At 49.0% G+C, this 22,431-nt stretch carries 37 protein-coding genes; 34 read left to right on the top strand and 3 right to left on the bottom strand.

Annotated features, from left to right (window positions below):
• Window positions 1-19: 19 nt before the first annotated feature.
• Both crcB and dgt read right to left on the bottom strand, forming a co-directional pair.
• The gene (crcB, locus tag CHL74_RS01315) at window positions 20-397 is read right to left on the bottom strand and encodes a fluoride efflux transporter CrcB (RefSeq protein ID WP_094879328.1); all 378 of its coding nucleotides are present in this window, start codon (window positions 395-397) and stop codon (window positions 20-22) included.
• Window positions 398-444: 47 nt separating this feature from the next.
• A complete protein-coding gene (gene dgt / locus CHL74_RS01320; protein WP_094879329.1) occupies window positions 445-1,782 on the bottom strand; it encodes a dGTP triphosphohydrolase in 1,338 nt (445 codons plus the stop codon).
• A gap of 148 nt (window positions 1,783-1,930) precedes the next feature.
• On the opposite strand from dgt, the gene CHL74_RS01325 reads away from it, so the two are divergent.
• From CHL74_RS01325 to rplQ, 34 genes are all read left to right on the top strand, one after another.
• Complete coding sequence (locus CHL74_RS01325; protein WP_094879330.1) at window positions 1,931-3,250, top strand: DEAD/DEAH box helicase; 1,320 nt, start codon at window positions 1,931-1,933, stop codon at window positions 3,248-3,250.
• 308 nt (window positions 3,251-3,558) lie between these two features.
• A complete protein-coding gene (gene rpsL, locus CHL74_RS01330; protein ID WP_094879331.1) occupies window positions 3,559-3,942 on the top strand; it encodes a 30S ribosomal protein S12 in 384 nt (127 codons plus the stop codon).
• A gap of 147 nt (window positions 3,943-4,089) precedes the next feature.
• Window positions 4,090-4,566, top strand: a complete 477-nt coding sequence (gene rpsG / locus CHL74_RS01335; protein ID WP_094879332.1) for a 30S ribosomal protein S7 — start codon at window positions 4,090-4,092, stop codon at window positions 4,564-4,566.
• Window positions 4,567-4,588: 22 nt separating this feature from the next.
• Window positions 4,589-6,703 (top strand): elongation factor G, encoded by a 2,115-nt coding sequence (gene fusA, locus CHL74_RS01340; RefSeq protein WP_094879333.1) that lies wholly within the window; start codon window positions 4,589-4,591, stop codon window positions 6,701-6,703.
• 199 nt (window positions 6,704-6,902) lie between these two features.
• On the top strand, window positions 6,903-7,208 hold the full coding sequence (gene rpsJ, locus CHL74_RS01345; protein ID WP_007899799.1) for a 30S ribosomal protein S10: 306 nt from the start codon (window positions 6,903-6,905) through the stop codon (window positions 7,206-7,208).
• 27 nt (window positions 7,209-7,235) lie between these two features.
• On the top strand, window positions 7,236-7,850 hold the full coding sequence (gene rplC, locus CHL74_RS01350; RefSeq protein ID WP_094879334.1) for a 50S ribosomal protein L3: 615 nt from the start codon (window positions 7,236-7,238) through the stop codon (window positions 7,848-7,850).
• Window positions 7,850-8,479 carry a 50S ribosomal protein L4 gene (rplD, locus tag CHL74_RS01355; RefSeq protein WP_094879335.1) on the top strand — a complete coding sequence of 210 codons (630 nt, stop codon included), beginning with the start codon at window positions 7,850-7,852 and terminating at the stop codon, window positions 8,477-8,479. The genes rplC and rplD overlap by 1 nt, the downstream gene beginning before the upstream one ends.
• A gap of 15 nt (window positions 8,480-8,494) precedes the next feature.
• The gene (gene rplW, locus CHL74_RS01360) at window positions 8,495-8,839 is read left to right on the top strand and encodes a 50S ribosomal protein L23 (protein ID WP_094879336.1); all 345 of its coding nucleotides are present in this window, start codon (window positions 8,495-8,497) and stop codon (window positions 8,837-8,839) included.
• 8 nt (window positions 8,840-8,847) lie between these two features.
• Window positions 8,848-9,672, top strand: a complete 825-nt coding sequence (gene rplB, locus CHL74_RS01365) for a 50S ribosomal protein L2 (RefSeq protein WP_094879337.1) — start codon at window positions 8,848-8,850, stop codon at window positions 9,670-9,672.
• Between the two features lie 14 nt (window positions 9,673-9,686).
• Window positions 9,687-9,953 carry a 30S ribosomal protein S19 gene (gene rpsS, locus CHL74_RS01370; protein WP_094879338.1) on the top strand — a complete coding sequence of 89 codons (267 nt, stop codon included), beginning with the start codon at window positions 9,687-9,689 and terminating at the stop codon, window positions 9,951-9,953.
• A 37-nt stretch (window positions 9,954-9,990) separates the two neighbouring features.
• Window positions 9,991-10,395, top strand: a complete 405-nt coding sequence (gene rplV, locus CHL74_RS01375; RefSeq protein WP_094879339.1) for a 50S ribosomal protein L22 — start codon at window positions 9,991-9,993, stop codon at window positions 10,393-10,395.
• 8 nt (window positions 10,396-10,403) lie between these two features.
• Window positions 10,404-11,129, top strand: coding sequence for a 30S ribosomal protein S3 (rpsC, locus tag CHL74_RS01380; protein WP_094879340.1), 726 nt, complete (start codon window positions 10,404-10,406; stop codon window positions 11,127-11,129).
• Between the two features lie 15 nt (window positions 11,130-11,144).
• Complete coding sequence (gene rplP, locus CHL74_RS01385) at window positions 11,145-11,573, top strand: 50S ribosomal protein L16 (RefSeq protein WP_094879341.1); 429 nt, start codon at window positions 11,145-11,147, stop codon at window positions 11,571-11,573.
• 3 nt (window positions 11,574-11,576) lie between these two features.
• Complete coding sequence (rpmC, locus tag CHL74_RS01390; RefSeq protein WP_022158817.1) at window positions 11,577-11,771, top strand: 50S ribosomal protein L29; 195 nt, start codon at window positions 11,577-11,579, stop codon at window positions 11,769-11,771.
• Between the two features lie 2 nt (window positions 11,772-11,773).
• On the top strand, window positions 11,774-12,040 hold the full coding sequence (gene rpsQ / locus CHL74_RS01395) for a 30S ribosomal protein S17 (protein ID WP_094879342.1): 267 nt from the start codon (window positions 11,774-11,776) through the stop codon (window positions 12,038-12,040).
• A 3-nt stretch (window positions 12,041-12,043) separates the two neighbouring features.
• The gene (rplN, locus tag CHL74_RS01400) at window positions 12,044-12,409 is read left to right on the top strand and encodes a 50S ribosomal protein L14 (RefSeq protein ID WP_094879343.1); all 366 of its coding nucleotides are present in this window, start codon (window positions 12,044-12,046) and stop codon (window positions 12,407-12,409) included.
• A gap of 23 nt (window positions 12,410-12,432) precedes the next feature.
• The gene (gene rplX, locus CHL74_RS01405) at window positions 12,433-12,753 is read left to right on the top strand and encodes a 50S ribosomal protein L24 (RefSeq protein ID WP_094879344.1); all 321 of its coding nucleotides are present in this window, start codon (window positions 12,433-12,435) and stop codon (window positions 12,751-12,753) included.
• Window positions 12,753-13,307 (top strand): 50S ribosomal protein L5, encoded by a 555-nt coding sequence (gene rplE / locus CHL74_RS01410; RefSeq protein ID WP_094879345.1) that lies wholly within the window; start codon window positions 12,753-12,755, stop codon window positions 13,305-13,307. Before rplX ends, rplE begins: the two co-directional genes overlap by 1 nt.
• Window positions 13,308-13,312: 5 nt before the next feature.
• Window positions 13,313-13,615: a 30S ribosomal protein S14 gene (gene rpsN / locus CHL74_RS01415; protein ID WP_094879346.1), complete on the top strand. Its 303-nt coding sequence runs from the start codon at window positions 13,313-13,315 to the stop codon at window positions 13,613-13,615.
• Window positions 13,616-13,703: 88 nt separating this feature from the next.
• Window positions 13,704-14,099, top strand: coding sequence for a 30S ribosomal protein S8 (gene rpsH / locus CHL74_RS01420; RefSeq protein ID WP_094879347.1), 396 nt, complete (start codon window positions 13,704-13,706; stop codon window positions 14,097-14,099).
• A 16-nt stretch (window positions 14,100-14,115) separates the two neighbouring features.
• Complete coding sequence (rplF, locus tag CHL74_RS01425; protein ID WP_094879348.1) at window positions 14,116-14,682, top strand: 50S ribosomal protein L6; 567 nt, start codon at window positions 14,116-14,118, stop codon at window positions 14,680-14,682.
• Window positions 14,683-14,703: 21 nt separating this feature from the next.
• Window positions 14,704-15,048: a 50S ribosomal protein L18 gene (gene rplR, locus CHL74_RS01430; RefSeq protein WP_094879349.1), complete on the top strand. Its 345-nt coding sequence runs from the start codon at window positions 14,704-14,706 to the stop codon at window positions 15,046-15,048.
• Window positions 15,049-15,054: 6 nt separating this feature from the next.
• On the top strand, window positions 15,055-15,567 hold the full coding sequence (gene rpsE, locus CHL74_RS01435; protein ID WP_094879350.1) for a 30S ribosomal protein S5: 513 nt from the start codon (window positions 15,055-15,057) through the stop codon (window positions 15,565-15,567).
• A 15-nt stretch (window positions 15,568-15,582) separates the two neighbouring features.
• A complete protein-coding gene (gene rpmD / locus CHL74_RS01440) occupies window positions 15,583-15,759 on the top strand; it encodes a 50S ribosomal protein L30 (RefSeq protein WP_094879351.1) in 177 nt (58 codons plus the stop codon).
• 22 nt (window positions 15,760-15,781) lie between these two features.
• Window positions 15,782-16,228 (top strand): 50S ribosomal protein L15, encoded by a 447-nt coding sequence (gene rplO / locus CHL74_RS01445; protein ID WP_094879352.1) that lies wholly within the window; start codon window positions 15,782-15,784, stop codon window positions 16,226-16,228.
• Between the two features lie 8 nt (window positions 16,229-16,236).
• Window positions 16,237-17,574, top strand: coding sequence for a preprotein translocase subunit SecY (gene secY / locus CHL74_RS01450; protein ID WP_094879353.1), 1,338 nt, complete (start codon window positions 16,237-16,239; stop codon window positions 17,572-17,574).
• Between the two features lie 14 nt (window positions 17,575-17,588).
• Window positions 17,589-18,374: a type I methionyl aminopeptidase gene (map, locus tag CHL74_RS01455; RefSeq protein WP_094879354.1), complete on the top strand. Its 786-nt coding sequence runs from the start codon at window positions 17,589-17,591 to the stop codon at window positions 18,372-18,374.
• Window positions 18,375-18,396: 22 nt separating this feature from the next.
• Window positions 18,397-18,615: a translation initiation factor IF-1 gene (gene infA, locus CHL74_RS01460; protein ID WP_004341775.1), complete on the top strand. Its 219-nt coding sequence runs from the start codon at window positions 18,397-18,399 to the stop codon at window positions 18,613-18,615.
• A gap of 12 nt (window positions 18,616-18,627) precedes the next feature.
• Window positions 18,628-18,744, top strand: a complete 117-nt coding sequence (ykgO, locus tag CHL74_RS01465; RefSeq protein WP_004350205.1) for a type B 50S ribosomal protein L36 — start codon at window positions 18,628-18,630, stop codon at window positions 18,742-18,744.
• A gap of 96 nt (window positions 18,745-18,840) precedes the next feature.
• Window positions 18,841-19,221 carry a 30S ribosomal protein S13 gene (gene rpsM / locus CHL74_RS01470; RefSeq protein ID WP_094879355.1) on the top strand — a complete coding sequence of 127 codons (381 nt, stop codon included), beginning with the start codon at window positions 18,841-18,843 and terminating at the stop codon, window positions 19,219-19,221.
• A gap of 80 nt (window positions 19,222-19,301) precedes the next feature.
• A complete protein-coding gene (gene rpsK / locus CHL74_RS01475; RefSeq protein WP_094879356.1) occupies window positions 19,302-19,691 on the top strand; it encodes a 30S ribosomal protein S11 in 390 nt (129 codons plus the stop codon).
• Window positions 19,692-19,767: 76 nt separating this feature from the next.
• Complete coding sequence (gene rpsD, locus CHL74_RS01480; RefSeq protein ID WP_094879357.1) at window positions 19,768-20,373, top strand: 30S ribosomal protein S4; 606 nt, start codon at window positions 19,768-19,770, stop codon at window positions 20,371-20,373.
• Between the two features lie 11 nt (window positions 20,374-20,384).
• On the top strand, window positions 20,385-21,377 hold the full coding sequence (locus CHL74_RS01485) for a DNA-directed RNA polymerase subunit alpha (protein ID WP_094879358.1): 993 nt from the start codon (window positions 20,385-20,387) through the stop codon (window positions 21,375-21,377).
• Window positions 21,378-21,383: 6 nt separating this feature from the next.
• Window positions 21,384-21,863 (top strand): 50S ribosomal protein L17, encoded by a 480-nt coding sequence (gene rplQ / locus CHL74_RS01490; RefSeq protein ID WP_094879359.1) that lies wholly within the window; start codon window positions 21,384-21,386, stop codon window positions 21,861-21,863.
• A gap of 72 nt (window positions 21,864-21,935) precedes the next feature.
• Here the strand turns inward: rplQ and CHL74_RS01495 are convergent, their stop codons facing one another.
• Entirely contained in the window at window positions 21,936-22,385 is a 450-nt protein-coding gene (locus CHL74_RS01495; RefSeq protein ID WP_094879360.1) for a DUF6078 family protein, read from the bottom strand.
• Window positions 22,386-22,431 lie beyond the last annotated feature (46 nt).

Below are 22,431 nucleotides of genomic sequence, written 5' to 3' on the forward strand. Positions count from 1 at the left end.
ATGGTTTTCGGTTTCGTTATTATATCCGTTCGGCAAGCCAATAGCCCAATGCCACGGCTATGAGTCCGACGGCAAGGCTTGCTCCGGCATACAGCATGGCGGTAATAGGATGGCCGTTACGGAGGAGTGTGAGGTTCTCGTTGCAGAAGGTGCTGAACGTGGTGAAGCCGCCGCAGAACCCCGTCGTAAGCAGCATCTTGATGTTGTCGCCGCCAATACTGCCGCGCATGGACAGTCCATAGAATACGCCGATCAGCAGACAGCCGACGACGTTGACGGTCATGGTGGGGTAGGGGAAATGCCCCACGGCGTACGTGTCGACAAGACGCGACACAGCCATGCGCAGCGAAGAACCCACTGCGCCGCCAAGGGCAACGATAATCATGGAGCGAATCATTATGATGAATTTTGAGTTTTGAATTTTCGTAAAGCTCACTTTACGCCTTATACTATCGGCAGCGATATGCCCTGAATCTTCTGGTAGATGTCGAGCGCGAAGATGTCCGTCATGCCAGAGATGAAGTCCACCACCGCCATGACGCGCGTACCGAAGTCGTCGCTGTTGATGTCGTACTGACTGCTGAATCGCTTGCGGAGCTGTTCGGAATGGAACTTCTCCGGGCTGACGGCAGCCTCGATGAGCGTCTCGAGCAACGTCTCCATAATCTTATAACCTGATAGTTCCACGTCGAGCACCGGCTTCGAGTTGTATATACGCTCACAGCTCACCCTCGTGCAATGTCGGTAAGCGTCGCGTGTGGACGGCGTGATATGGTCGATGAGCGAACCCTCGAACGTGCCGTTCAGTATGTCTTCCTCCGACTCCACGAAGGCGCGGGCGCACTCGTGTTCCAGTCTGCCAATGGCGCAGGCACGCATATACACCACCTTCTCGTTGTTGTCCGTGATTTCCTCCTCGCTGATGCGGCTGTAGATATGCTCGCGCTCCTTCTCCGAGAAGAATCCTAACAGCAGCTGTGCCGTCTCGTCGAAAGAGAGAATGCGCAACTTGTGAGCGTCCTCGATGTCCATAATCTCGTAGCAGATGTCGTCCGCCGCCTCCACAAGGTAGACAAGCGGATGGCGGACGCAGCGTAGCGGTTCGCCTTCAGCCGACAACTGGCGCAGACCGAGGTCCTCGGCGATGCGGCGATAGTAAGCCTCTTCCGAAGCGAAGAAGCCGAACTTGCCCTTCTTGCCGGCGCAGAAGCTGGAGTGAGGATACTTGACGATGGAGGCAAGCGTGGCGTAAGTCATCACAAAACCGCCCTCACGTCTGCCGTGGAAGCGGTGGGTGAGGAGGCGGAAGGCGTTGGCGTTACCCTCGAAATGCACGAGGTCGTTCCACAGCTCCTCGCTGATTCTGCCACGCAGCTGCTCGCCCTTGCCCTCGCGGAAGAACGCCTGGATGGCTTTCTCGCCGGAATGACCGAACGGCGGATTGCCCATATCGTGCGCCAGGCAAGCTGCACTCACGATGGTGCCGATCTCCTCGAACAGCGTACCCTCCAGTTCGGGATGCTTCACCTTCAGCTCCCTCGCCACGTCCGCGCCCAACGACATGCCCACACTTGCCACCTCCAGTGAGTGAGTCAGGCGGTTGTGTACGAAGATGCTGCCCGGAAGCGGAAACACCTGCGTCTTGTTCTGCATACGGCGGAACGGCGCCGAGAAGATAAGGCGGTCATAGTCGCGCTTGAATTCAGAGCGGTCGTCGTGGCGCATGGGATGGTGATATTCCTGCCCAAGGCGTTTATTGGAAATGAGTTGTTGCCAGTTCATGTGTCCTTTTTGTTTATTTGGGCGCAAAGTTATAAATAATATGTTGTCCGTGAGAGGACTACAGCGCTTTTTTTCGAGCCGCACTTGTGGCATAACCGAAAAGTAGTAACTTTACATTCGAATTTACACATTATTATATACATCATCTATGAACACTCAGGAAATACTCTCTAAGCTTCATATCTCAGAACTCGGACAGATGCAGAAGGACGCATCCGATGCCGTGCTCCATACCGACCGTGACGTCGTGATACTCGCACCCACCGGCAGCGGCAAGACCCTTGCCTATCTTCTGCCCCTCGTGCAGCGCCTTGACGCAGCCATAGAGGAGGTTCAGGCGGTGGTGATTGTGCCCAGTCGTGAGCTTGCCCTACAGTCCAACGACGTGTTCCGCTCGATGGGATGCGGTCTGCGCTCGATGTGTCTCTATGGCGGTCGCCCCACAATGGATGAGCATCGCGCCATACAGAAAGTGCGTCCGCAGGTGATATTCGCCACTCCGGGACGACTGAACGACCACCTCGACAAGCAGAACTTCGCAGCTTCTGACGTCCGCTGGCTCGTCATCGACGAGTTCGACAAGTGTCTGCGCATGGGATTCCGTGCCGAGATGGAGAAAGCAGTGGACGGTCTGCCAACCGTGGAGCGCCGCATATTGCTCTCTGCCACTGACGCTGAGGAAATGCCGCGCTTCGTGCGCATGGGCAGAACGGAGCGCGTCGACTATCTGGACGAGGAAGAAACCACGCCCGAACGCATCGGTCTTTACGTCGTGCATTCGCCCGAAAAGGATAAGCTTAACACCCTCGTCATGCTGCTCCGCGACTTCGGTGCGCAGCAGACCATCGTCTTTCTCAACTATCGTGACGGCGTGGAGCGCACAGCCAAGTTCCTCACCGAGAAAGGCTACGTGGTAAGCGCCTTCCACGGCGGTCTCGACCAGCGTCAGCGAGAGGAGGCCATCTATCGCTTCGCCAACCGTTCCGCCAACATTCTCGTAAGCACAGACCTTGCCTCGCGCGGCCTGGATATCCCTGACGTAGAGAACATTGTGCATTACAACCTGCCCGTAGGAGAGGAGGAATTCGTGCATCGTGTGGGACGTACCGGACGCTGGGATGCCACTGGACGAGCCTTCATGCTGCTTGGTCCTGAAGAACACATGCCCGAATACGTCACCGTGCCCACCGAGGACTACGTCCCTGCCAATCCCACAGCACCCGTCGCCATGCCCGTGATGTCCACATTATATATAGGTAAGGGCAAGAAAGACAAGATTTCGAAGGGAGATATCCTCGGTTTCTTATGCAAGACCTGCTCGTTAAGCTCATCCGACATCGGACGTATAGACGTTTACGAGAGATTCGCATACGTGGCAGTAAGCCGCAAGCTCGCCAAGAAAACAATGGAGAAAGCAAAGGGCGCGAAGATAAAAGGACTAAAGACGGTAGTGGAGCTGGCGTTCTGATTCTTGTTTTGATTCTTAAGAGCGGCGACATGCTTGTGTAAGAGCGGCGTTGCAAAGGACAGTAAACCACTGTTACGGCTGTTTCAAACGACAATAGTAGGGGACTTAAAAGGCTAAACAAGTGTTAAGATAAGTTATAAAACGTCAATTTGCCGTGTGCGTCCCCATATTGTAATTTTATATATTAGGTATTTTAAATAAAAGTTCGTACCTTTGCACCCCGAAAACGGCTTGTTAATTAGCACTTAGCTGTTTTCTTCGAAAACGACAATTGAAAATAAAAATATATAAATTAAAAAAGTAAAACTATGCCTACAATTTCACAGTTGGTAAGAAAAGGCAGAAAGGTGCTTGTAGACAAGAGCAAGTCACCGGCTTTGGATTCATGTCCTCAGCGTCGTGGTGTTTGCGTTCGTGTTTACACAACCACACCTAAGAAGCCTAATTCGGCAATGCGTAAGGTTGCCCGTGTACGTCTGACAAACTCTAAGGAGGTTAACTCTTACATCCCGGGAGAAGGTCACAACCTTCAGGAGCACTCAATCGTGCTGGTTCGCGGTGGTCGTGTAAAGGACCTTCCTGGTGTTCGTTATCACATCGTTCGCGGTACACTCGATACAGCCGGTGTTGCAAATCGTACACAGCGTCGTTCTAAGTACGGTGCTAAGCGTCCTAAGGCAGCTAAGAAGTAATCAGAAGATAATTTAATTGTCGGACGTATTTTTAAAAATCGTTTTGCTGGAGAATTGTTATTAGACAGGTTGAGTAAATGCCCAAGAGAGGGCGTTGAAGAACAGTAAGAGACAACCCCACGCAGACAAATTTTTTTTCAAAACAAAATGAGAAAAGCAAAACCAAAGAAGCGCGTGATCCTTCCGGATCCAGTTTTCAATGACCAGAAGGTCTCTAAGTTTGTAAACCACTTGATGTATGACGGTAAGAAGAATACCTCATACGAAATCTTCTACAAGGCACTCGACACCGTAAAGGAGAAGATGGCTAAGGAAGAGAAGCCCGCTCTCGAGATCTGGAAGCAGGCTCTCGACAACATCACTCCCCAGGTAGAGGTTAAGAGCCGCCGTATCGGTGGTGCCACATTCCAGGTTCCTACAGAAATCCGTCCTGAGCGTAAGGAGAGTATCTCTATGAAGAACCTTATCCTCTTCGCACGCAAGCGTGGTGGTAAGAGCATGGCTGACAAGCTCGCTGCAGAGATTATGGACGCTTACAACAACCAGGGTGGTGCTTACAAGCGTAAGGAAGATATGCACCGCATGGCTGAGGCTAACCGCGCATTCGCTCACTTCAGATTCTAATATAATATAAGGTAAAAGGAAAATGGCAAATCGCGATTTACATTTGACTCGTAACATCGGCATTATGGCTCACATCGATGCCGGTAAGACCACAACTTCTGAGCGTATCCTGTTCTACACAGGTAAGACTCATAAGATTGGTGAGGTTCACGACGGCGCTGCCACAATGGACTGGATGGCACAGGAGCAGGAGCGTGGTATCACTATCACATCTGCTGCTACAACTTGTAACTGGAACTATCTTGGCAAGTCATACAAGATCAACTTGATCGATACTCCGGGACACGTTGACTTTACCGCTGAGGTGGAGCGTTCACTCCGCGTTCTCGACGGCGCAGTTGCAACTTACTCTGCAGCCGACGGTGTTCAGCCGCAGTCTGAGACTGTATGGCGCCAGGCTGACAAGTATAATGTACCCCGTATCGGTTACGTTAACAAGATGGACCGTTCAGGTGCTGACTTCTTCGAGACAGTACAGCAGATGAAGGACATCCTCGGTGCTAATCCTTGTCCTATTCAGATTCCTATCGGAGCTGAGGAGAACTTCAAGGGTGTGGTTGACCTTCTCAAGATGAAGGCTATCCTTTGGCACGACGAGACAATGGGTGCTGAGTACGACGTTGAGGATATTCCCGCTGACCTCGTTGACGAGGCTAACGAGTGGAGAGAGAAGATGGTTGAATCAGCAGCTAACTTCGACGACGCTCTTATGGAGAAGTACCTCGAGGGTCAGGAAATCACTGAAGAGGAGCTTATCGCTGCTATCCGCAAGGGTACAATCTCAATGGAGCTTACTCCTATGCTTCTCGGTTCTTCATACAAGAACAAGGGTGTACAGCCGCTTCTCGACTACGTTTGCGCATTCCTTCCTTCACCGCTCGATACAGCAGCCATCGTAGGTACAAACCCCGATACTGAGGAAGAGGAGGATCGTAAGCCTTCTGAGGATGAGCCGACATCAGCTCTCGCATTCAAGATCGCTACTGACCCGTTCATGGGCCGTCTGGTGTTCTTCCGCGTTTACTCAGGTAAGGTTGAGGCAGGTTCTTACGTTTACAACACACGTTCACGCAAGAAGGAGCGCATCTCACGTCTGTTCCAGATGAACTCAAATAAGGAAATTCCTATGGAATCAATCGACGCTGGTGATATCGGCGCAGGTGTAGGTTTTAAGGATATCCGCACAGGTGATACTCTCTGCGACGAGGCACATCCTATCGTGCTCGAGTCAATGACATTCCCTGATACCGTAATCTCTATCGCAGTTGAGCCGAAGAGCCAGGCTGACATCGCCAAGCTCGACAACGGTCTTGCCAAGCTCGCTGAGGAGGACCCGACATTCACCGTTCGTACCGACGAGCAGAGTGGCCAGACCATTATCTCAGGTATGGGTGAGCTTCACCTCGATATCATTATCGACCGTCTGAAGCGCGAGTTCAAGGTAGAGTGTAACCAGGGTAAGCCTCAGGTTAACTACAAGGAGGCAATCACAAAGCCGGTACAGCTCCGCGAGGTTTACAAGAAGCAGTCTGGTGGTCGTGGTAAGTTCGCTGACATCATCGTTACAATCGGTCCGAAGGACGCAGATTATAAGGAGGGCGACTTCCAGTTCATCAATGAGGTTAAGGGTGGTAACATTCCTAAGGAATTCATCCCCTCTGTACAGAAGGGCTTCGAGAACGCTATGAAGAGTGGCGTACTCGGTGGCTATCCGATGACAGACCTCAAGGTTGTCCTCACCGACGGTTCGTTCCACCCGGTTGACTCTGACCAGCTCTCATTCGAGCTCGCTGCCCTCAACGCTTACAAGAACGCTTGCCCGAAGGCAGGTCCGGTTCTTATGGAGCCTATCATGAAGGTAGAGGTTGTTACTCCGGAGGAGAACATGGGTGACGTTATCGGCGACCTTAACAAGCGTCGTGGTCAGGTAGAGGGTATGGAAGAGGCTCGCTCTGGTGCCCGTATCGTTAAGGCAATGGTGCCGCTGGCAGAAATGTTCGGTTACGTTACAGCACTCCGTACCATCACTTCAGGTCGTGCAACAAGCTCAATGGAGTACGATCATCACTCACCGCTCTCAAGCTCAATCGCTAAGGCTGTACTTGAGGAGGTAAAGGGTCGCGCAGACCTCGTGTAATAATCACGTAATTGCGAAGGGAGTCGTCCGCGACTCCCGACAATATAAAATCTAAAGGGACATGGGGCGTCGCTTAGCGAATGACTCTTAAGCGACGTACCCCACCTCCTTTTTTCGGCTGTTCAGCACTCCAAGTTGAGAACATAAATCACGCTGAATGTGCCATTCAAGAATTGCATTATTAATTTTAAATACAATCATGAGTCAAAAAATTCGTATCAAGCTGAAGAGCTACGACCACAAGCTCGTAGACAAGTCAGCCGAGAAGATCGTAAAGGCAGTAAAGGCAACAGGCGCCATCGTTAGCGGTCCTATTCCATTGCCTACTCACAAGCGCATCTACACTGTAAACCGCAGTACTTTCGTTAACAAGAAATCACGTGAGCAGTTCCAGCTCTCTGACTTCAAGCGTCTTATCGACATCTACAGCTCAACAGCTAAGACTGTAGACGCTCTTATGAAGCTTGAGCTCCCCAGCGGTGTAGAAGTAGAGATCAAAGTATAGTAACATTCATTTTTAATATTCATTGAAATGCCAGGATTAATTGGAAAAAAAATCGGAATGACATCCGTTTTCAGTGCCGACGGTAAGAACGTACCGTGCACTGTTATCGAAGCTGGTCCATGTGTTGTAACACAGGTCAAGACCGTTGAGACAGACGGCTACAAGGCAGTTCAGCTGGGCTTTGGTGAGGCTAAGGAGAAGAACACCACTAAGCCTATGATGGGCACCTTCAAGAAGGCTGGTACAACACCTAAGAAGCACTTGGCCGAGTTCAAGTTCGACGAGGAGTACAACCTCGGTGACGTAATCACCGTTGATCTCTTCGCTGATGTAGAATACGTTGACATTGTAGGCACATCTAAGGGAAAAGGTTTCCAGGGTGTTGTTAAGCGTCATGGATTCGGTGGTGTAGGTCAGAGCACTCACGGTCAGGACGACCGCGCTCGTAAGCCGGGTTCAATCGGCGCCTGCTCTTACCCAGCAAAGGTATTCAAGGGAATGCGCATGGGCGGCCAGATGGGCGGCGACCGCGTAACAACCCAGAATCTCAAAGTGTTAAAGGTTATTCCGGAGCACAACCTTATTCTCGTTAAGGGTTCTGTAGCCGGATGCAATGGTTCAACCGTATTAATCAAGAAATAATGGAAGTTAGCGTATTAAATATCAACGGTCAGGAGACCGGCAGAAAGGTTCAGCTTAACGACGCAATCTTCGGTATCGAGCCTAACGACCACGTTCTCTACCTCGACGTAAAGCAGTATCTCGCTAACCAGCGCCAGGGTACAGCTAAGTCTAAGGAGCGTAGCGAGGTCAGCGGTTCAACACGCAAGCTCGGACGCCAGAAGGGCGGCGGCGGTGCACGCCGTGGTGACATCAACTCACCGGTACTCGTAGGTGGTGGTCGCGTATTCGGCCCGAAGCCCCGCAACTATAGCTTCAAGCTCAACAAGAAGGTTAAGGCTCTCGCACGTAAGTCAGCTCTTTCTTACAAGGCTCAGGAGTCAGCTATCGTAGTTGTTGAAGATTTCACAATGGAGGCTCCCAAGACTAAAGATTTCGTAAATATTACTAAAAATCTTAAAGTTGAGGGCAAAAAGCTCCTTCTTCTTTTGCCGGAAGTAAATAAAAATGTATTTTTGTCGTCACGCAACTTGCAGCGTACAAATGTCATGACAGCAACACAGCTCAACGCCTATAAGGTGCTCAACGCTGACGTGCTTGTTATCACAGAAAACTCGCTCAAGGCTATCGACTCAATCTTAACAAAATAATAGGAGGCAACAGACATGACATTTATCGTAAAACCTTTGGTTACCGAGAAGATGACCAAGCTCACAGACAAGTCCTCTGTAGCCAAGACATACAAGGTTAAGGGTCAGGAGCGCACAAAGAAGGCCGAGACAAAGTACGGCTTCATCGTGCTTCCCGAGGCTAACAAGCTTGAGATAAAGAAGGAGATCGAGACACGCTACAATGTTACCGTGCTTGACGTGAACACAATGGTATACGCTGGCAAGCGCCAGAGCCGTTACACACGCAAGGGTCTCGTTAAGGGACAGAAGAACTCTTTCAAGAAAGCAATCGTCACTCTCAAGGAGGGCGATGAAATCGATTTTTACAGCAATATCTAAAATAAAAAATGGCAGTACGTAAATTTAAACCGGTTACTCCGGGACAAAGACACAAAGTTATTGGCACGTTCGAGGAGATTACTGCATCCGTGCCAGAGAAGTCTCTCGTTTTCGGTAAGCGCTCTACTGGTGGTCGAAACAACACTGGTAAGATGACTGTCCGCTACATGGGCGGCGGCCACAAGAGGAAGTATCGTTTGATCGACTTCAAGCGAGAGAAGGATGGTGTTCCAGCTGTAGTTAAGACAATTGAGTATGATCCGAACCGTTCGGCTCGTATCGCTCTCTTGTTCTACGCAGATGGTGAAAAACGTTACATTATTGCTCCTAACGGACTGGAAGTAGGTGCTACCCTCATGTCCGGCGCTGATGCCGCACCTGAGATCGGTAACGCTCTTCCCCTCGCAAACATTCCCGTTGGTACTGTGATCCACAACATCGAGTTGCGTCCGGGCCAGGGTGCTCTGCTTGTTCGTTCGGCTGGTAATTTCGCTCAGTTGACTTCTCGTGAAGGCAGTTACTGTGTTATTAAGCTCCCTTCTGGCGAAACTCGCCAGGTGTTGAGCGCTTGTAAGGCAACCGTAGGTAGTGTAGGAAACTCTGACCACGCTCTTGAGCAGTCAGGTAAGGCAGGCCGCTCACGCTGGCTTGGACGTCGTCCTCACAACCGTGGTGTAGTTATGAACCCTGTAGATCACCCGATGGGTGGTGGCGAAGGCCGTCAGTCTGGTGGACACCCACGTTCACGCAAGGGCTTGTATGCTAAGGGTCTCAAGACACGTGCACCCAAGAAGCAGTCTAACAAGTATATCATCGAAAGAGCTAACAAATAAAACAAGAGTAAATTATGAGTCGTTCATTAAAAAAAGGTCCATATATCAACGTGTCGCTTGAGAAGAAGGTTCTCGCTATGAACGAGAGCGGCAAGAAGACTGTTGTAAAGACCTGGGCTAGAGCATCAATGATCTCACCTGACTTCGTGGGACATACTGTTGCAGTTCATAACGGAAACAAATTTATCCCTGTTTACATCACTGAGAACATGGTAGGTCACAAGCTCGGCGAATTCTCTCCGACACGTCGCTTCGGTGGTCACTCAGGTAACAGAAAGTAAGCGGGTTTAAACCATTTAAAAAATTAGGAAATAAATAATGGGAGCAAGAAAACATATATCGGCTGAGAAAATCAAAGAAGCCCGTAAGAACTTGTACTTCGCAAAGCTCAACGGCGTTCCTTCCTCACCACGTAAGATGCGCTACGTTGTAGACATGGTTCGTGGAATGGAGGTTAACCGTGCGCTCGGCGTGCTCCGCTTCTCAAAGAAGCAGGCTGCAGCTGACGTAGAGAAGCTTTTGCGTTCGGCTATTGCAAACTGGGAGGCCAAGAATGACCGCAAGGCAGAAGACGGCGAACTCTTCATCACTAAGGTGTTCGTTGACTGTGGTACTACAATGAAGCGCATGCGTCCGGCACCTCAGGGTCGCGGCTACCGCATCCGCAAGCGCAGCAACCACGTGACTCTGTTTGTTGATACCAAAACTAATGACGAAAAATAATAAGTAGAATGGGACAGAAAGTTAATCCAATAAGCAACCGTCTCGGCATCATCCGCGGATGGGATTCCAATTGGTTCGGTGGCAAGAGCTTCGGTGACAACCTCGTTGAGGACAAGAACATCCGTACTTACCTCAACAAGCGACTCGAGAAGGCAAGCGTTTCACGCATCGTTATCGAGCGTACTCTCAAGCTCATCACCATCACAATCTGCACAGCACGTCCGGGTATCGTCATTGGTAAGGGTGGACAGGATGTTGACAAGCTCAAGGAAGAGCTCAAGAAGCTCTACAAGAAGGACATCCAGATCAACATCTTCGAGGTTAAGAAGCCTGAGCTCGACGCCAACATCGTGGGCAACAACATCGCCCGCCAGGTAGAGGGCAAGATCGCTTACCGTCGTGCCATCAAGATGGCTATCCAGAACACTATGCGCGCTGGCGCTGAGGGTGTGAAGATCCAGATTACTGGACGCCTGAACGGTGCCGAAATGGCCCGCAAGGAAATGTTCAAGGAAGGTCGTACACCGCTGCACACATTCCGCGCTGATATCGATTACTGCCAGGCAGAGGCCCTCACAAAGGTAGGTCTCCTCGGCATCAAGGTATGGATCTGCCGTGGCGAGGTTTACGGAGATCGTGACCTCACACCTAACTTCACACAGGAGAAGCAGAACGGTGGCTCAAACAATGGCCGCGGAAGCCGTGGTAATCGCAAGAGAAACAATAACCGTTAAAAGTAAGACACTACAATGTTACAGCCAAAAAGAGTAAAATATAGAAGACCTCAAGACGGACGTGGTAACAAAGGCAACGCCCACAGAGGCACACAGTTGGCTTTCGGCTCGTTCGGCATCAAGACACTTGAGGCAAAATGGATCGACAGCCGTCAGATTGAGGCAGCCCGTGTTGCTGTAAACCGTTACATGCAGCGTCAGGGTCAGGTCTGGATCCGAATCTTCCCCGACAAACCTATCACACGTAAGCCTGCTGACGTACGTATGGGTAAGGGTAAGGGTGATCCCGCAGGATGGGTAGCTCCCGTGACTCCGGGTCGTATCCTTTTCGAGGTTGAGGGTGTAAGCTTCGACATCGCTAAGGAGGCTCTCCGCCTCGCAGCCCAGAAACTGCCGGTTAAGACTAAGTTTGTTGTAAGACGTGATTTCGATAAAAACGCTTAATTTATGAAGATTAAAGAAGTAAGAGAAATGGATGCCAAGACATTGGCAGAGACAAAGGAGAACCTCCAGGAGAAGCTCGCTCAGATGAAGCTCAACCACACCGTTACTCCGCTTGAGAATCCATCACAGATTAAAGCTGTTCGTCGCGACATCGCGCGTCTGAATACCGAAATCCGCCAGAGAGAACTTAACAAATAACAATGGTCCAGATGGAAACAAGAAATTTAAGAAAAACAAGACAGGGTGTCGTAATTAGCAACAAGATGGATAAAACCATTGTTATCGCAGCTAAGTTCAAGGAGAAGCACCCTATTTATGGTAAGTTCGTCCAGAAGACAAAGAAATACCACGCACATGACGAGAAGAACGAGGCCAACATCGGCGATACAGTTCTCATCATGGAGACTCGTCCCTTGAGCAAGACCAAGAGATGGAGATTAGTACAAATCGTAGAAAAAGCTAAGTAAATTATGATACAGTCAGAATCAAGACTTACAGTATGTGATAACAGCGGTGCTCGCGAGGCTCTCTGTATTCGCGTTCTCGGTGGTACAGGCCGCCGTTACGCAAGCGTAGGAGACGTTATCGTAGTAGCCGTAAAGAACGTTATCCCGTCAAGTGATTTGAAGAAGGGTGCGGTATCTAAGGCTTTGATCGTGCGCACAAAGAAGGAAATCCGTCGTGCTGACGGCTCATATATCCGCTTTGACGACAACGCATGCGTACTGCTCAACAACGCAGGTGAGCTCCGCGGTAGCCGTATCTTCGGCCCCGTTGCACGTGAGCTTCGCGCAGTGAATATGAAGGTCGTTTCTTTGGCACCTGAGGTTCTTTAATATTTTAAATCGCTAACAAAGTAATGAGTAAGTTACATATTAAGAAAAATGATACAGTCGTTGTCCTTGCCGGTCAGGATAAGGGCAAGACTGGTAAGGTGCTCAAGGTGCTGGTTGATGAGAACCGCGCACTCGTTGAAGGTGTGAACATGGTTTCGAAGAGCACCAAGCCTTCTGCTAAGAACCCTCAGGGTGGCATCGTAAAGCAGGAAGCTCCGATACATATCTCCAACCTCAGCCTCGTTGATCCCAAGAGCGGCAAGCCCACTCGCGTAGGCATCAAGGTTGCAGAGGATGGCAAGAAAGTACGCATCGCTAAAAAATCAGGGGAGGAAATCAAATAATGGATACAGCACAGTTAAAGAAAGTCTATGCCGAGACCATCGCTCCGGCACTGATGAAGCAGTTCAACTACTCTTCTTCTATGCAGATTCCTGTCCTGAAGAAGATTGTCATCAACCAGGGTCTTGGAGATGCAACACAGGACAAGAAGATCATCGAAGTAGCTATCAATGAGATTTCTACTATCGCAGGTCAGAAGGCTGTAGCCACATACTCTAAGAAGGATATCGCCAACTTCAAGCTTCGTAAGAAGATGCCTATCGGCGTTATGGTAACTCTCCGTCGTGAGCGCATGTATGAGTTCCTCGAGAAGCTCGTTCGCATCGCTCTTCCCCGTATCCGCGACTTCAAGGGTATCGAGAGCAAGTTCGACGGCCGTGGTAACTACACACTCGGTATTCAGGAGCAGATCATCTTCCCTGAGATTAACATCGACCAGATCGACCGTATTCAGGGTATGAACATCACATTCGTGACATCTGCAAACACCGACGAAGAGGGCTACGCTCTCCTCAAGGCATTCGGTCTTCCATTTAAAAACGCTAAAAACGACTAAGCAATATGGCAAAAGAATCAATGAAGGCTCGTGAGGTAAAGCGTGCCAAACTCGTTGCTCGCTATGCTGAGAAGCGTGCTGCTCTGAAGAAGATCATCGCAACTTCTGAGGATCCCTCTGAGGCTTACGAGGCTGCCCGCAAGCTGCAGGCAATCCCTAAGAACGCTAACCCCATCCGCCTGCACAACCGCTGCAAGATCACTGGTCGTCCCAAGGGATATATCCGCCAGTTCGGTCTCAGCCGTATCCAGTTCCGCGAGATGGCTTCACAGGGTCTTATCCCGGGCGTAAAGAAGGCCAGCTGGTAAGCCAGCCTTCTTCCACCAAATAGGTAAATATTTATTTTTAACTTTAATATTGTCGGGGTAGTCCCGATTAATTAAACTTTTTTTTAAAATGACAGATCCAATAGCAGATTTTCTGACAAGACTCAGAAACGCAATCATGGCTCATCACCGTGTTGTAGAGGTACCTGCATCTAACTTGAAGAAAGAGATCACTAAGATCCTCTTCGAGAAGGGTTACATCCTCAACTACAAGTTCGTAGAGGACGGCCCTCAGGGCTCAATCAAGGTCGCACTCAAGTACGACCCCGCCACAAAGACTAACGCTATCACTTCGCTGAAGCGCGTCTCTACTCCTGGCCTCCGTAAGTACGTTGGCTACAAGGATATGCCGAGAGTAATTAACGGATTGGGTATTGCTATCCTCTCTACTTCAAAGGGCGTTATGACAGACAAAGAGGCTGCAGCCCAGAAGATTGGTGGTGAGGTTCTTTGCTATGTTTATTAATTGGAGGATTTAGAATATGTCAAGAATAGGAAAATTACCAATTAGTATCCCTGCTAACGTTACCGTCACTTTCGCTAATGGCGTTGTAAACGTAAAAGGTCCTAAGGGCGAGATGTCACAGAAGATTGACCCGTCTATCATCACCAAGATTGAGGATAACACCATCACTTTCGAGGTAGATGAGAACAGCCCTGTAAACTATAAGCAGAAGTCAGCTTTCCACGGTCTCTACCGCTCACTCGTCCACAACATGGTTGTAGGCGTAAGCGAGGGCTACAAGAAGGTACTTGAGCTTGTCGGAGTCGGTTATCGTGTTTCTAACCAGGGCAACATCATCGAGTTCGCTCTCGGTTACACTCACCCCATCTTCATCGAGCTTCCTTCTGAGGTTAAGGTGGAGACTAAGAGTGAGAGAAACCAGAATCCTATCATCACTCTCGAGACTTGCGACAAGCAGTTGCTCGGTCTCATCTGTGCCAAGATTCGTTCTTTCCGCAAGCCTGAGCCTTACAAGGGCAAGGGTATATTGTTCCAAGGTGAAGTTATTCGCAGAAAGTCTGGTAAGTCTGCTGCAGCTAAGTAACATTCTTAATTTAAGGAAATCATGACAACAAAGAAAATTGAAAGACGAATCAAGATCAAATATAGAGTTCGTAAGCGTGTCAATGGCTCAGCAGAGCGTCCTCGTCTGAGCGTGTTCCGCAGCAACAAGCAGATTTATGCTCAGGTCATCAATGACCTCAACGGCACTACTATCGCTTCTGCTTCATCTCTCGGTCTCGAGAAGATGCCTAAGAAGGAGCAGGCTGCCAAGGTAGGCGAGCTCGTTGCAGCTAACGCTATCGCAGCTGGTGTAACAGCTGTGGTTTTCGACCGTAACGGTTATCTCTATCACGGACGTGTAAAGGAGCTTGCTGATGCAGCTCGTAACGGTGGTCTCAAATTCTAAACGATTATGGCAATGAATAAAGTAAAAAATTATAATGACGCTGATTTGAAGGACCGCCTCGTGGCTATCAACCGTGTAACTAAGGTTACAAAGGGTGGTCGTACATTCACATTCGCTGCTATCGTCGTTGTTGGTGACGGCAAGGGCGTTATCGGCTACGGTCTTGGTAAGGCCGGTGAAGTTACCGCAGCTATCGCCAAGGGTGTAGAGGCTGCTAAGAAGAACCTCGTTAAGGTTCCGGTGCTCAAGGGCACTATTCCTCACGAGGTAGAGGCTCGCTTCGGCGGCGCTCAGGTGTTCATGCGTCCGGCTGCTGCCGGTACCGGTCTTGTTGCCGGTGGTGCTATGCGTGCCGTTCTCGACAGCGTAGGCGTTAAGGACATCCTTGCAAAGTCAAAGGGCTCTTCTAACCCTCACAACCTCGTAAAGGCTACCATCGAGGGCCTTTCACAGTTGCGTGACGCTTACACTATCGCAGGCGTACGTGGTATCAGCATGGATAAGGTGTTTAACGGATAAAGGAGAATCAATACAATGGCAACAATAAAAGTACAGCAGATTAAGAGCAAAATCGGTGCTCCCAAGGACCAGAAGGCTACTCTCGTGGCTCTCGGACTTCGCAAGATCTCTCAGGTTGTTGAAGTTGAGGATACTCCCAGCAACCGTGGCATGATTCGCAAGGTACACCACTTGGTAACTGTAGTTGAATAATAAAATCTTAAAGGAAAGAATTATGAAATTAAATAATTTAAAGCCTGCTGCAGGTTCCACACACTCTCGTCGTCGCATCGGTCGCGGTCCTGGTTCAGGACTCGGCGGAACTTCTACCCGCGGTCACAAGGGTGCCAAGGCTCGTTCTGGTTACAAGAGAAAGATTGGTTTCGAGGGTGGTCAGATGCCTTTGCAGCGCCGCGTTCCGAAGGCTGGTTTCAAGAACATCAACCACAAGGAATATTTCGCAGTGAACCTCTCTACACTGCAGCAGCTCGCTGAGCAGAACAACCTTGCTAAGATTGGAATCGAGGAGCTTAAGGCTGCTCACCTCACTAACGGCAAGGAGCTCGTGAAGGTTCTCGGCAACGGTACTCTCACAGCTAAGGTTGACGTAGAGGCACACGCTTTCTCTAAGTCAGCAGAAGAGGCCATCAAGGCAGTTGGAGGTAACACCACAATTATCTAAAAAAGTAGATGAAAAAGTTTATTGAGACACTAAAGAACTGTTGGAGAATTGAGGACTTGCGTCAGCGACTCCTCATTACTCTCTTGTTTACGGCTATATACCGTTTCGGCTCGTTCGTTGTGCTTCCCGGCATCAACCCGAGCAAGTTGGACCAATTACAGTCGCAAACAGCGGGCGGTCTAATGTCACTGCTTGACATGTTCTCTGGTGGTGCATTTTCCAATGCGTCAATCTTTGCGCTTGGAATTATGCCATACATCTCAGCTTCTATCGTTATGCAGCTTCTGGCAGTGGCAGTGCCTTACTTCCAGAAGATGCAGCGCGAAGGAGAGAGCGGACGCAAGAAGATTAACTGGTATACGAGAATCCTCACAGTGGGCATTCTCCTTCTCCAGGCTCCTTCTTACCTCCTCAACCTCAAGGCTCAGGCAGAGTCTGCTCTCTCTTCCGGCATTTCATGGACATTGTTCATGATTCCTGCCACCATCCTTTTGGCTGCAGGTTCAATGTTCATCCTTTGGCTCGGAGAGCGTATCACTGACAAGGGAGTTGGAAATGGTATCTCAATGATCATCATGATTGGTATCATCGCACGTCTGCCCCAGGCTTTCGTGCAGGAACTGGGCTCACGGTTCACTGCAATTTCCAGTGGCGGACTTGTGATGTTCATCATCGAGATCTTGGTTCTGTACGCAGTGGTCTGCGCTTCAATCATGCTGGTTCAAGGTACCCGCAAAATACCTGTACAGTACGCCAAGCGTCTCGTAGGTAACAAGCAGTATGGTGGCGCACGCCAGTATATACCTCTGAAACTCTTTACCGCCAACGTTATGCCTATCATCTTCGCGCAGGCGTTGATGTTCATTCCGCTGGCGTTCGTACGCTATCAGAGCGACGGTGCCTCATCGTGGGCAACAGCCCTCATGGACAACCGCAGTCTTCCTTATAACTGCATCTATGTCGCACTGATTATCGCCTTCACATTCTTCTACACAGCCATTACGCTCAACCCCACGCAGATGGCAGAGGACATGAAGCGCAACAACGGCTTCATCCCGGGCATCAAGCCTGGTAAGGATACTGCCGATTACATCGACACTATCATGACCAGACTCACAGTTCCTGGATCGCTGTTCATAGCATTCATCGCTGTAATGCCGGCACTTGCCGGTCTGCTCAACGTTCAGCAGGCGTTCTCACAGTTCTTCGGTGGAACATCGTTGCTCATCCTTGTTGGTGTAGTCATTGACACACTCCAGCAGATTGAGAGCCACATGCTCATGCGCCACTATGATGGACTGCTCAATTCAGGACGCACCCGAAACGGCGGCGTAGCTGCATATTAATTTCATCCGAAGAAATGAAGATATTTCTGAAGACTGAAGACGAAATCGAGCTGATGCGCAAGGCTAACCGACTTGTCGGTGCTACTCTTGCTGAATTGGCCAAGCATATCAAACCAGGAGTAACGACCCTTCAACTGGATAGGGTGGCGGAGGAATTTATCCGTGATAACGGAGCCGTTCCAACGTTCAAGAATTTCCCCAATCCATTTGGAGGGCCGTTTCCCGCTAGTATCTGCACATCTGTCAATAATGTCGTAGTGCACGGAATACCCGACGAAAAGACTATTCTCAAGGATGGAGATATTATTTCCATCGATTGTGGCACACTTCTTGCTGGATATAACGGAGACTCTGCCTACACCTTTTGTGTCGGAGATGTCTGCCAGGATGTCAGAGATTTACTGACAGTGACACGACAATCTTTGTACAAAGGTATAGAAATGGCAGTGGCAGGCAACCATGTGGGAGACATTGGTGACGCTATACAGACTTTTTGTGAAAGTCATGGTTATGGAGTCGTACGTGAACTCACTGGACACGGAATCGGACGTGAGATGCATGAAGATCCCTCTGTGCCCAATTATGGGCGGAAAGGTAACGGAGTGCTTCTCAAGGAAGGTATGTGCATAGCAATAGAGCCTATGATAACTATGGGCGACCGAAAGATTTGGCTAATGCCTGACCGATGGGGCATATGCACCCGCGACGGCAAGCCCGCCGCACACTTCGAACATACAATCGCTATCAGGCGAGGAAAAGCGGAGATACTCTCCACGTTTGACGAAATAGAACATTCCTAAATAAAGAAGACGAAAATAATTTATGGCAAAGCAATCCGCTATTGAACAGGACGGCACAATCGTAGAGTCGTTGTCGAATGCTATGTTCAGAGTCGAGCTCGAGAATGGCGTGCAGATAATCGCGCATATCTCTGGCAAGATGAGAATGCACTACATTAAAATCCTGCCCGGCGACAAGGTGAAGGTCGAGATGAGTCCTTATGATCTTACTAAGGGCAGAATAGTTTTCAGATACAAGTAACAATTATTAGATATGAAAACAAGAGCATCATTAAAGAAACGTACACCCGACTGCAAGATCGTTCGTCGTAAGGGTCGTCTGTTCGTTATCAACAAGAAGAACCCTAAGTTCAAGTTGCGTCAGGGTTAAAAAACGAAACTGAGTCATATTGCCCACACTTGCGAAAGTGAGAGTGCGTGATTCGCAAAATCAAAATTTTAATTAATCAATCAATTTTATTAAACAATGGCAATAAGAATTGTTGGAGTAGATTTGCCCCAGAACAAGCGTGGCGAAATCGCATTGACCTACATCTATGGTATAGGTCGAAGTAGTTCAGCAAAGATATTGGACAAAGCCGGCGTTAGCCGCGACCTGAAGGTTTGCGATTGGAACGACGAGCAGGCTGCCAAGATCCGCGAAATTATCGGTGCTGAATTCAAGGTAGAAGGTGATCTCCGTTCAGAGATCCAGATGAATATCAAGCGACTGATGGATATTGGTTGCTATCGTGGAGTTCGTCATCGTAACGGTCTTCCTGTTCGCGGTCAGAGCACAAAGAACAATGCCCGTACTCGTAAGGGAAAGAAGAAGACTGTTGCTAACAAGAAGAAGGCTACTAAGTAAAATTTAGTTGAAAGCAGAGTCCTGGCAGGTCAGTGAATGATCGGCAGACTTTAACTTTTAACTTTTAACTAAAAACAATTATGGCAAAGAAAACAGCAACATCTAAAAAAAGAAATGTAAAGGTTGACGCTATAGGACAGCTTCACGTTCACAGCTCGTTCAACAACATTATTGTATCTTTAGCAAACAGCGAGGGACAGGTAATTTCTTGGTCTTCTGCAGGTAAAATGGGCTTCCGTGGTTCTAAGAAGAACACACCGTACGCAGCTCAGATGGCAGCAGAGGATTGCGGCAAGGTAGCATTCGACCTTGGTCTGCGCAAGGTAAAGGCATACGTTAAGGGTCCGGGTAACGGCCGTGAGTCAGCCATCCGTGGCGTTCACAGCTGCGGTATTGAGGTAATGGAGATTGTAGACGTAACTCCGCTGCCCCACAACGGCTGCCGTCCTCCGAAGAGACGTAAGGTCTAAGCATATTCCCTTTGCAGGGCAGTCTTTCTGCCCCGCATAACATTAAAGATACAAACAATAAAGCATTTTATTTATTATGGCTAGATATATAGGTCCGAAATCTAAAATTGCACGCCGTTTTGGTGAACCCATCTTCGGCGCTGACAAAGTTTTGTCCAAGAGAAACTTCCCTCCTGGACAGCATGGCAACAACCGTCGCAGAAAGCAGTCTGAGTATGCTGTCATGTTGGCAGAGAAGCAGAAGGCTAAGTACACATACGGTGTTCTCGAGCGTCAGTTCCGTAACATGTTCGAGAAGGCAGCCAAGGCTGACGGTATCACTGGTGAGGTGCTCCTTCAGAATCTTGAAAGCCGTTTGGATAACGTAGTATTCCGTTTGGGTATTGCTCCTACACGTGCAGCTGCCCGTCAGCTCGTTGGCCACAAGCACATCGTCGTAGACGGACAGGTTGTAAACATTCCTTCTTATTCAGTTAAGCCGGGTCAGGTTGTAGGCGTTCGCGAGAAGGCAAAGTCTCTCGAGGTAATCGCTGCTGCTCTTGCAGGTTACAACCACAGCAAGTTCCCCTGGATTGAGTGGGACGAGACCACAAAGAGTGGCAAGTTCCTCCACAAGCCGGAGCGTGCTGACATCCCCGAGAACATTAAGGAACAGTTAATCGTTGAGTTGTACTCTAAATAATCATTAAATTAATGGCGATATTAGCATTTCAAAAACCTGACAAAGTTGTAATGTTGGATTCCAATGACAAGTTCGGCAAGTTCGAATTCCGTCCCTTGGAGCCAGGATTCGGTGTCACCATCGGTAACTCCCTGCGCCGCATTCTTCTTTCGTCACTGGAGGGCTATGCCATCAACACCATCAAGATTGGTGGTGTTGAGCACGAGTTCTCTTCAGTACCTGGCGTAAAGGAGGATGTAACTAACATTATCTTGAATTTGAAACAAGTAAGATTCAAGCAAGTAGTAGAAGAATTCGAGAACGAAAAAGTTAGTATCACCGTTGAGAATTCAACTGAGTTCAAGGCTGGTGATATAGGCAAGTATCTGACTGGATTTGAAGTGTTAAACCCTGATTTGGTGATTTGTCATTTAGACGCAAAAGCCTCTATGCAGATTGATCTGACCATCAACAAGGGCCGTGGCTATGTCACAGCCGATGAGAACAGGGAGTTCTGCACTGATGTCAACGTAATTCCAATCGATTCTATCTACACCCCTATCCGTAACGTGAAGTACGCTGTCGAGCCTTATCGTGTCGAGCAGAAGACCGACTACGACAAGCTCGTCATCGAAGTCACAACGGACGGTTCCATTCACCCGAAGGACGCGCTTAAGGAAGCCGCTAAGATCCTTATCCAGCACTTCATGTTGTTCTCTGACGAGAAGATCACCCTTGAGAATCCCGACCATGAGACCAACCAGGAGTTTGATGAGGAGGTACTCCACATGCGTCAGTTGCTTAAGACTAAGCTCGTAGACATGAACCTTTCAGTTCGTGCCCTCAACTGCCTCAAGGCAGCCGATGTCGAGACTCTTGGCGACCTCGTACAGTACAACAAGACGGACCTTCTCAAGTTCCGCAACTTCGGTAAGAAATCGCTTTCAGAGCTTGATGATTTGCTCGAGAGTCTGAATCTGTCGTTTGGTACCGACATTTCTCAATACAAATTAGATAAAGAATAAAACAAAATGAGACACAATAAGAAATTCAACCACCTGGGTCGTACTGCATCTCATCGTAGCGCTATGCTCGCTAACATGGCTGTTTCGCTGATCATGCACAAAAGAATCACTACGACCCTCGCCAAGGCAAAGGCCTTGAAGATGTATGTAGAGCCGCTGATCACACGCTGCAAGGACGACAGCACTAACTCTCGTCGTGTAGTTTTCAGCTACCTCCAGAACAAGTACGCCATTAAGGAGCTTTTCAGCACAGTAGCTGAGAAGGTAGGCGACCGTCCCGGTGGTTACACTCGCGTTATCAAGCTCGGCACTCGTAAGGGTGACGCTGCTCAGATAGCATTCATCGAGCTCGTTGACTTCGACGAGAATATGGCTAAGACTGCTAAGGCTGGCAAGAAGACTCGCCGTAGCCGCAAGTCTACAGCTGCTGAGACTGAGGCACCTGCTGCTGAGGTTGCTGCAACTGAGGAGCCGAAGGCTGAATAATTCGATTTATCGACTTTATCTCAATAGAATGAGGTCTGACGGAACCAAGTGGTTCTGCCAGACCTTTTTCTTTTATATCTCCACCTCCTCAAGGTTACGGTCGAATTGTATATCAGCATAACCATAGCTTTCAAAGAGCTTTTCTATCCATACCTTTTGTTTTTCCGTCAGTCTGCGCTTCCCGTTGAAGTAACGATAGTATCTGCTGTTATTGCCGAAGAATAGTCTCAACTCTTGTCTTATTGCATTCGCGTCAGTCACCTTAATGTTCTCCATTATCTTTCTGAATCCCCATGCGGTACGTATGGTCTTAAATGCCTTGTAATACTTGCATACGCCGTCTTTTTTTACAGCATTAGGGTAAACCGAGCAACCTTCCGTCTGATTCTCAGAGAGTGCTTCGCCCGCCTTGAAGCGGACGCATGAGTAGTGTTGTCTACAAGCTTCGTTGAAGCATCTTGCCCAACCATCCGGTATGATGGTGTTTTCAAATTCATTAATGTCAATTCTTTTGTTTTCCATGGTTTTGTGTTAGTGTTTATTTTAATGTCTATACTTTCTGTTTGCA

It is taken from the genome of Prevotella sp. 885, assembly GCF_002265625.1.
Taxonomy (GTDB): domain Bacteria; phylum Bacteroidota; class Bacteroidia; order Bacteroidales; family Bacteroidaceae; genus Prevotella.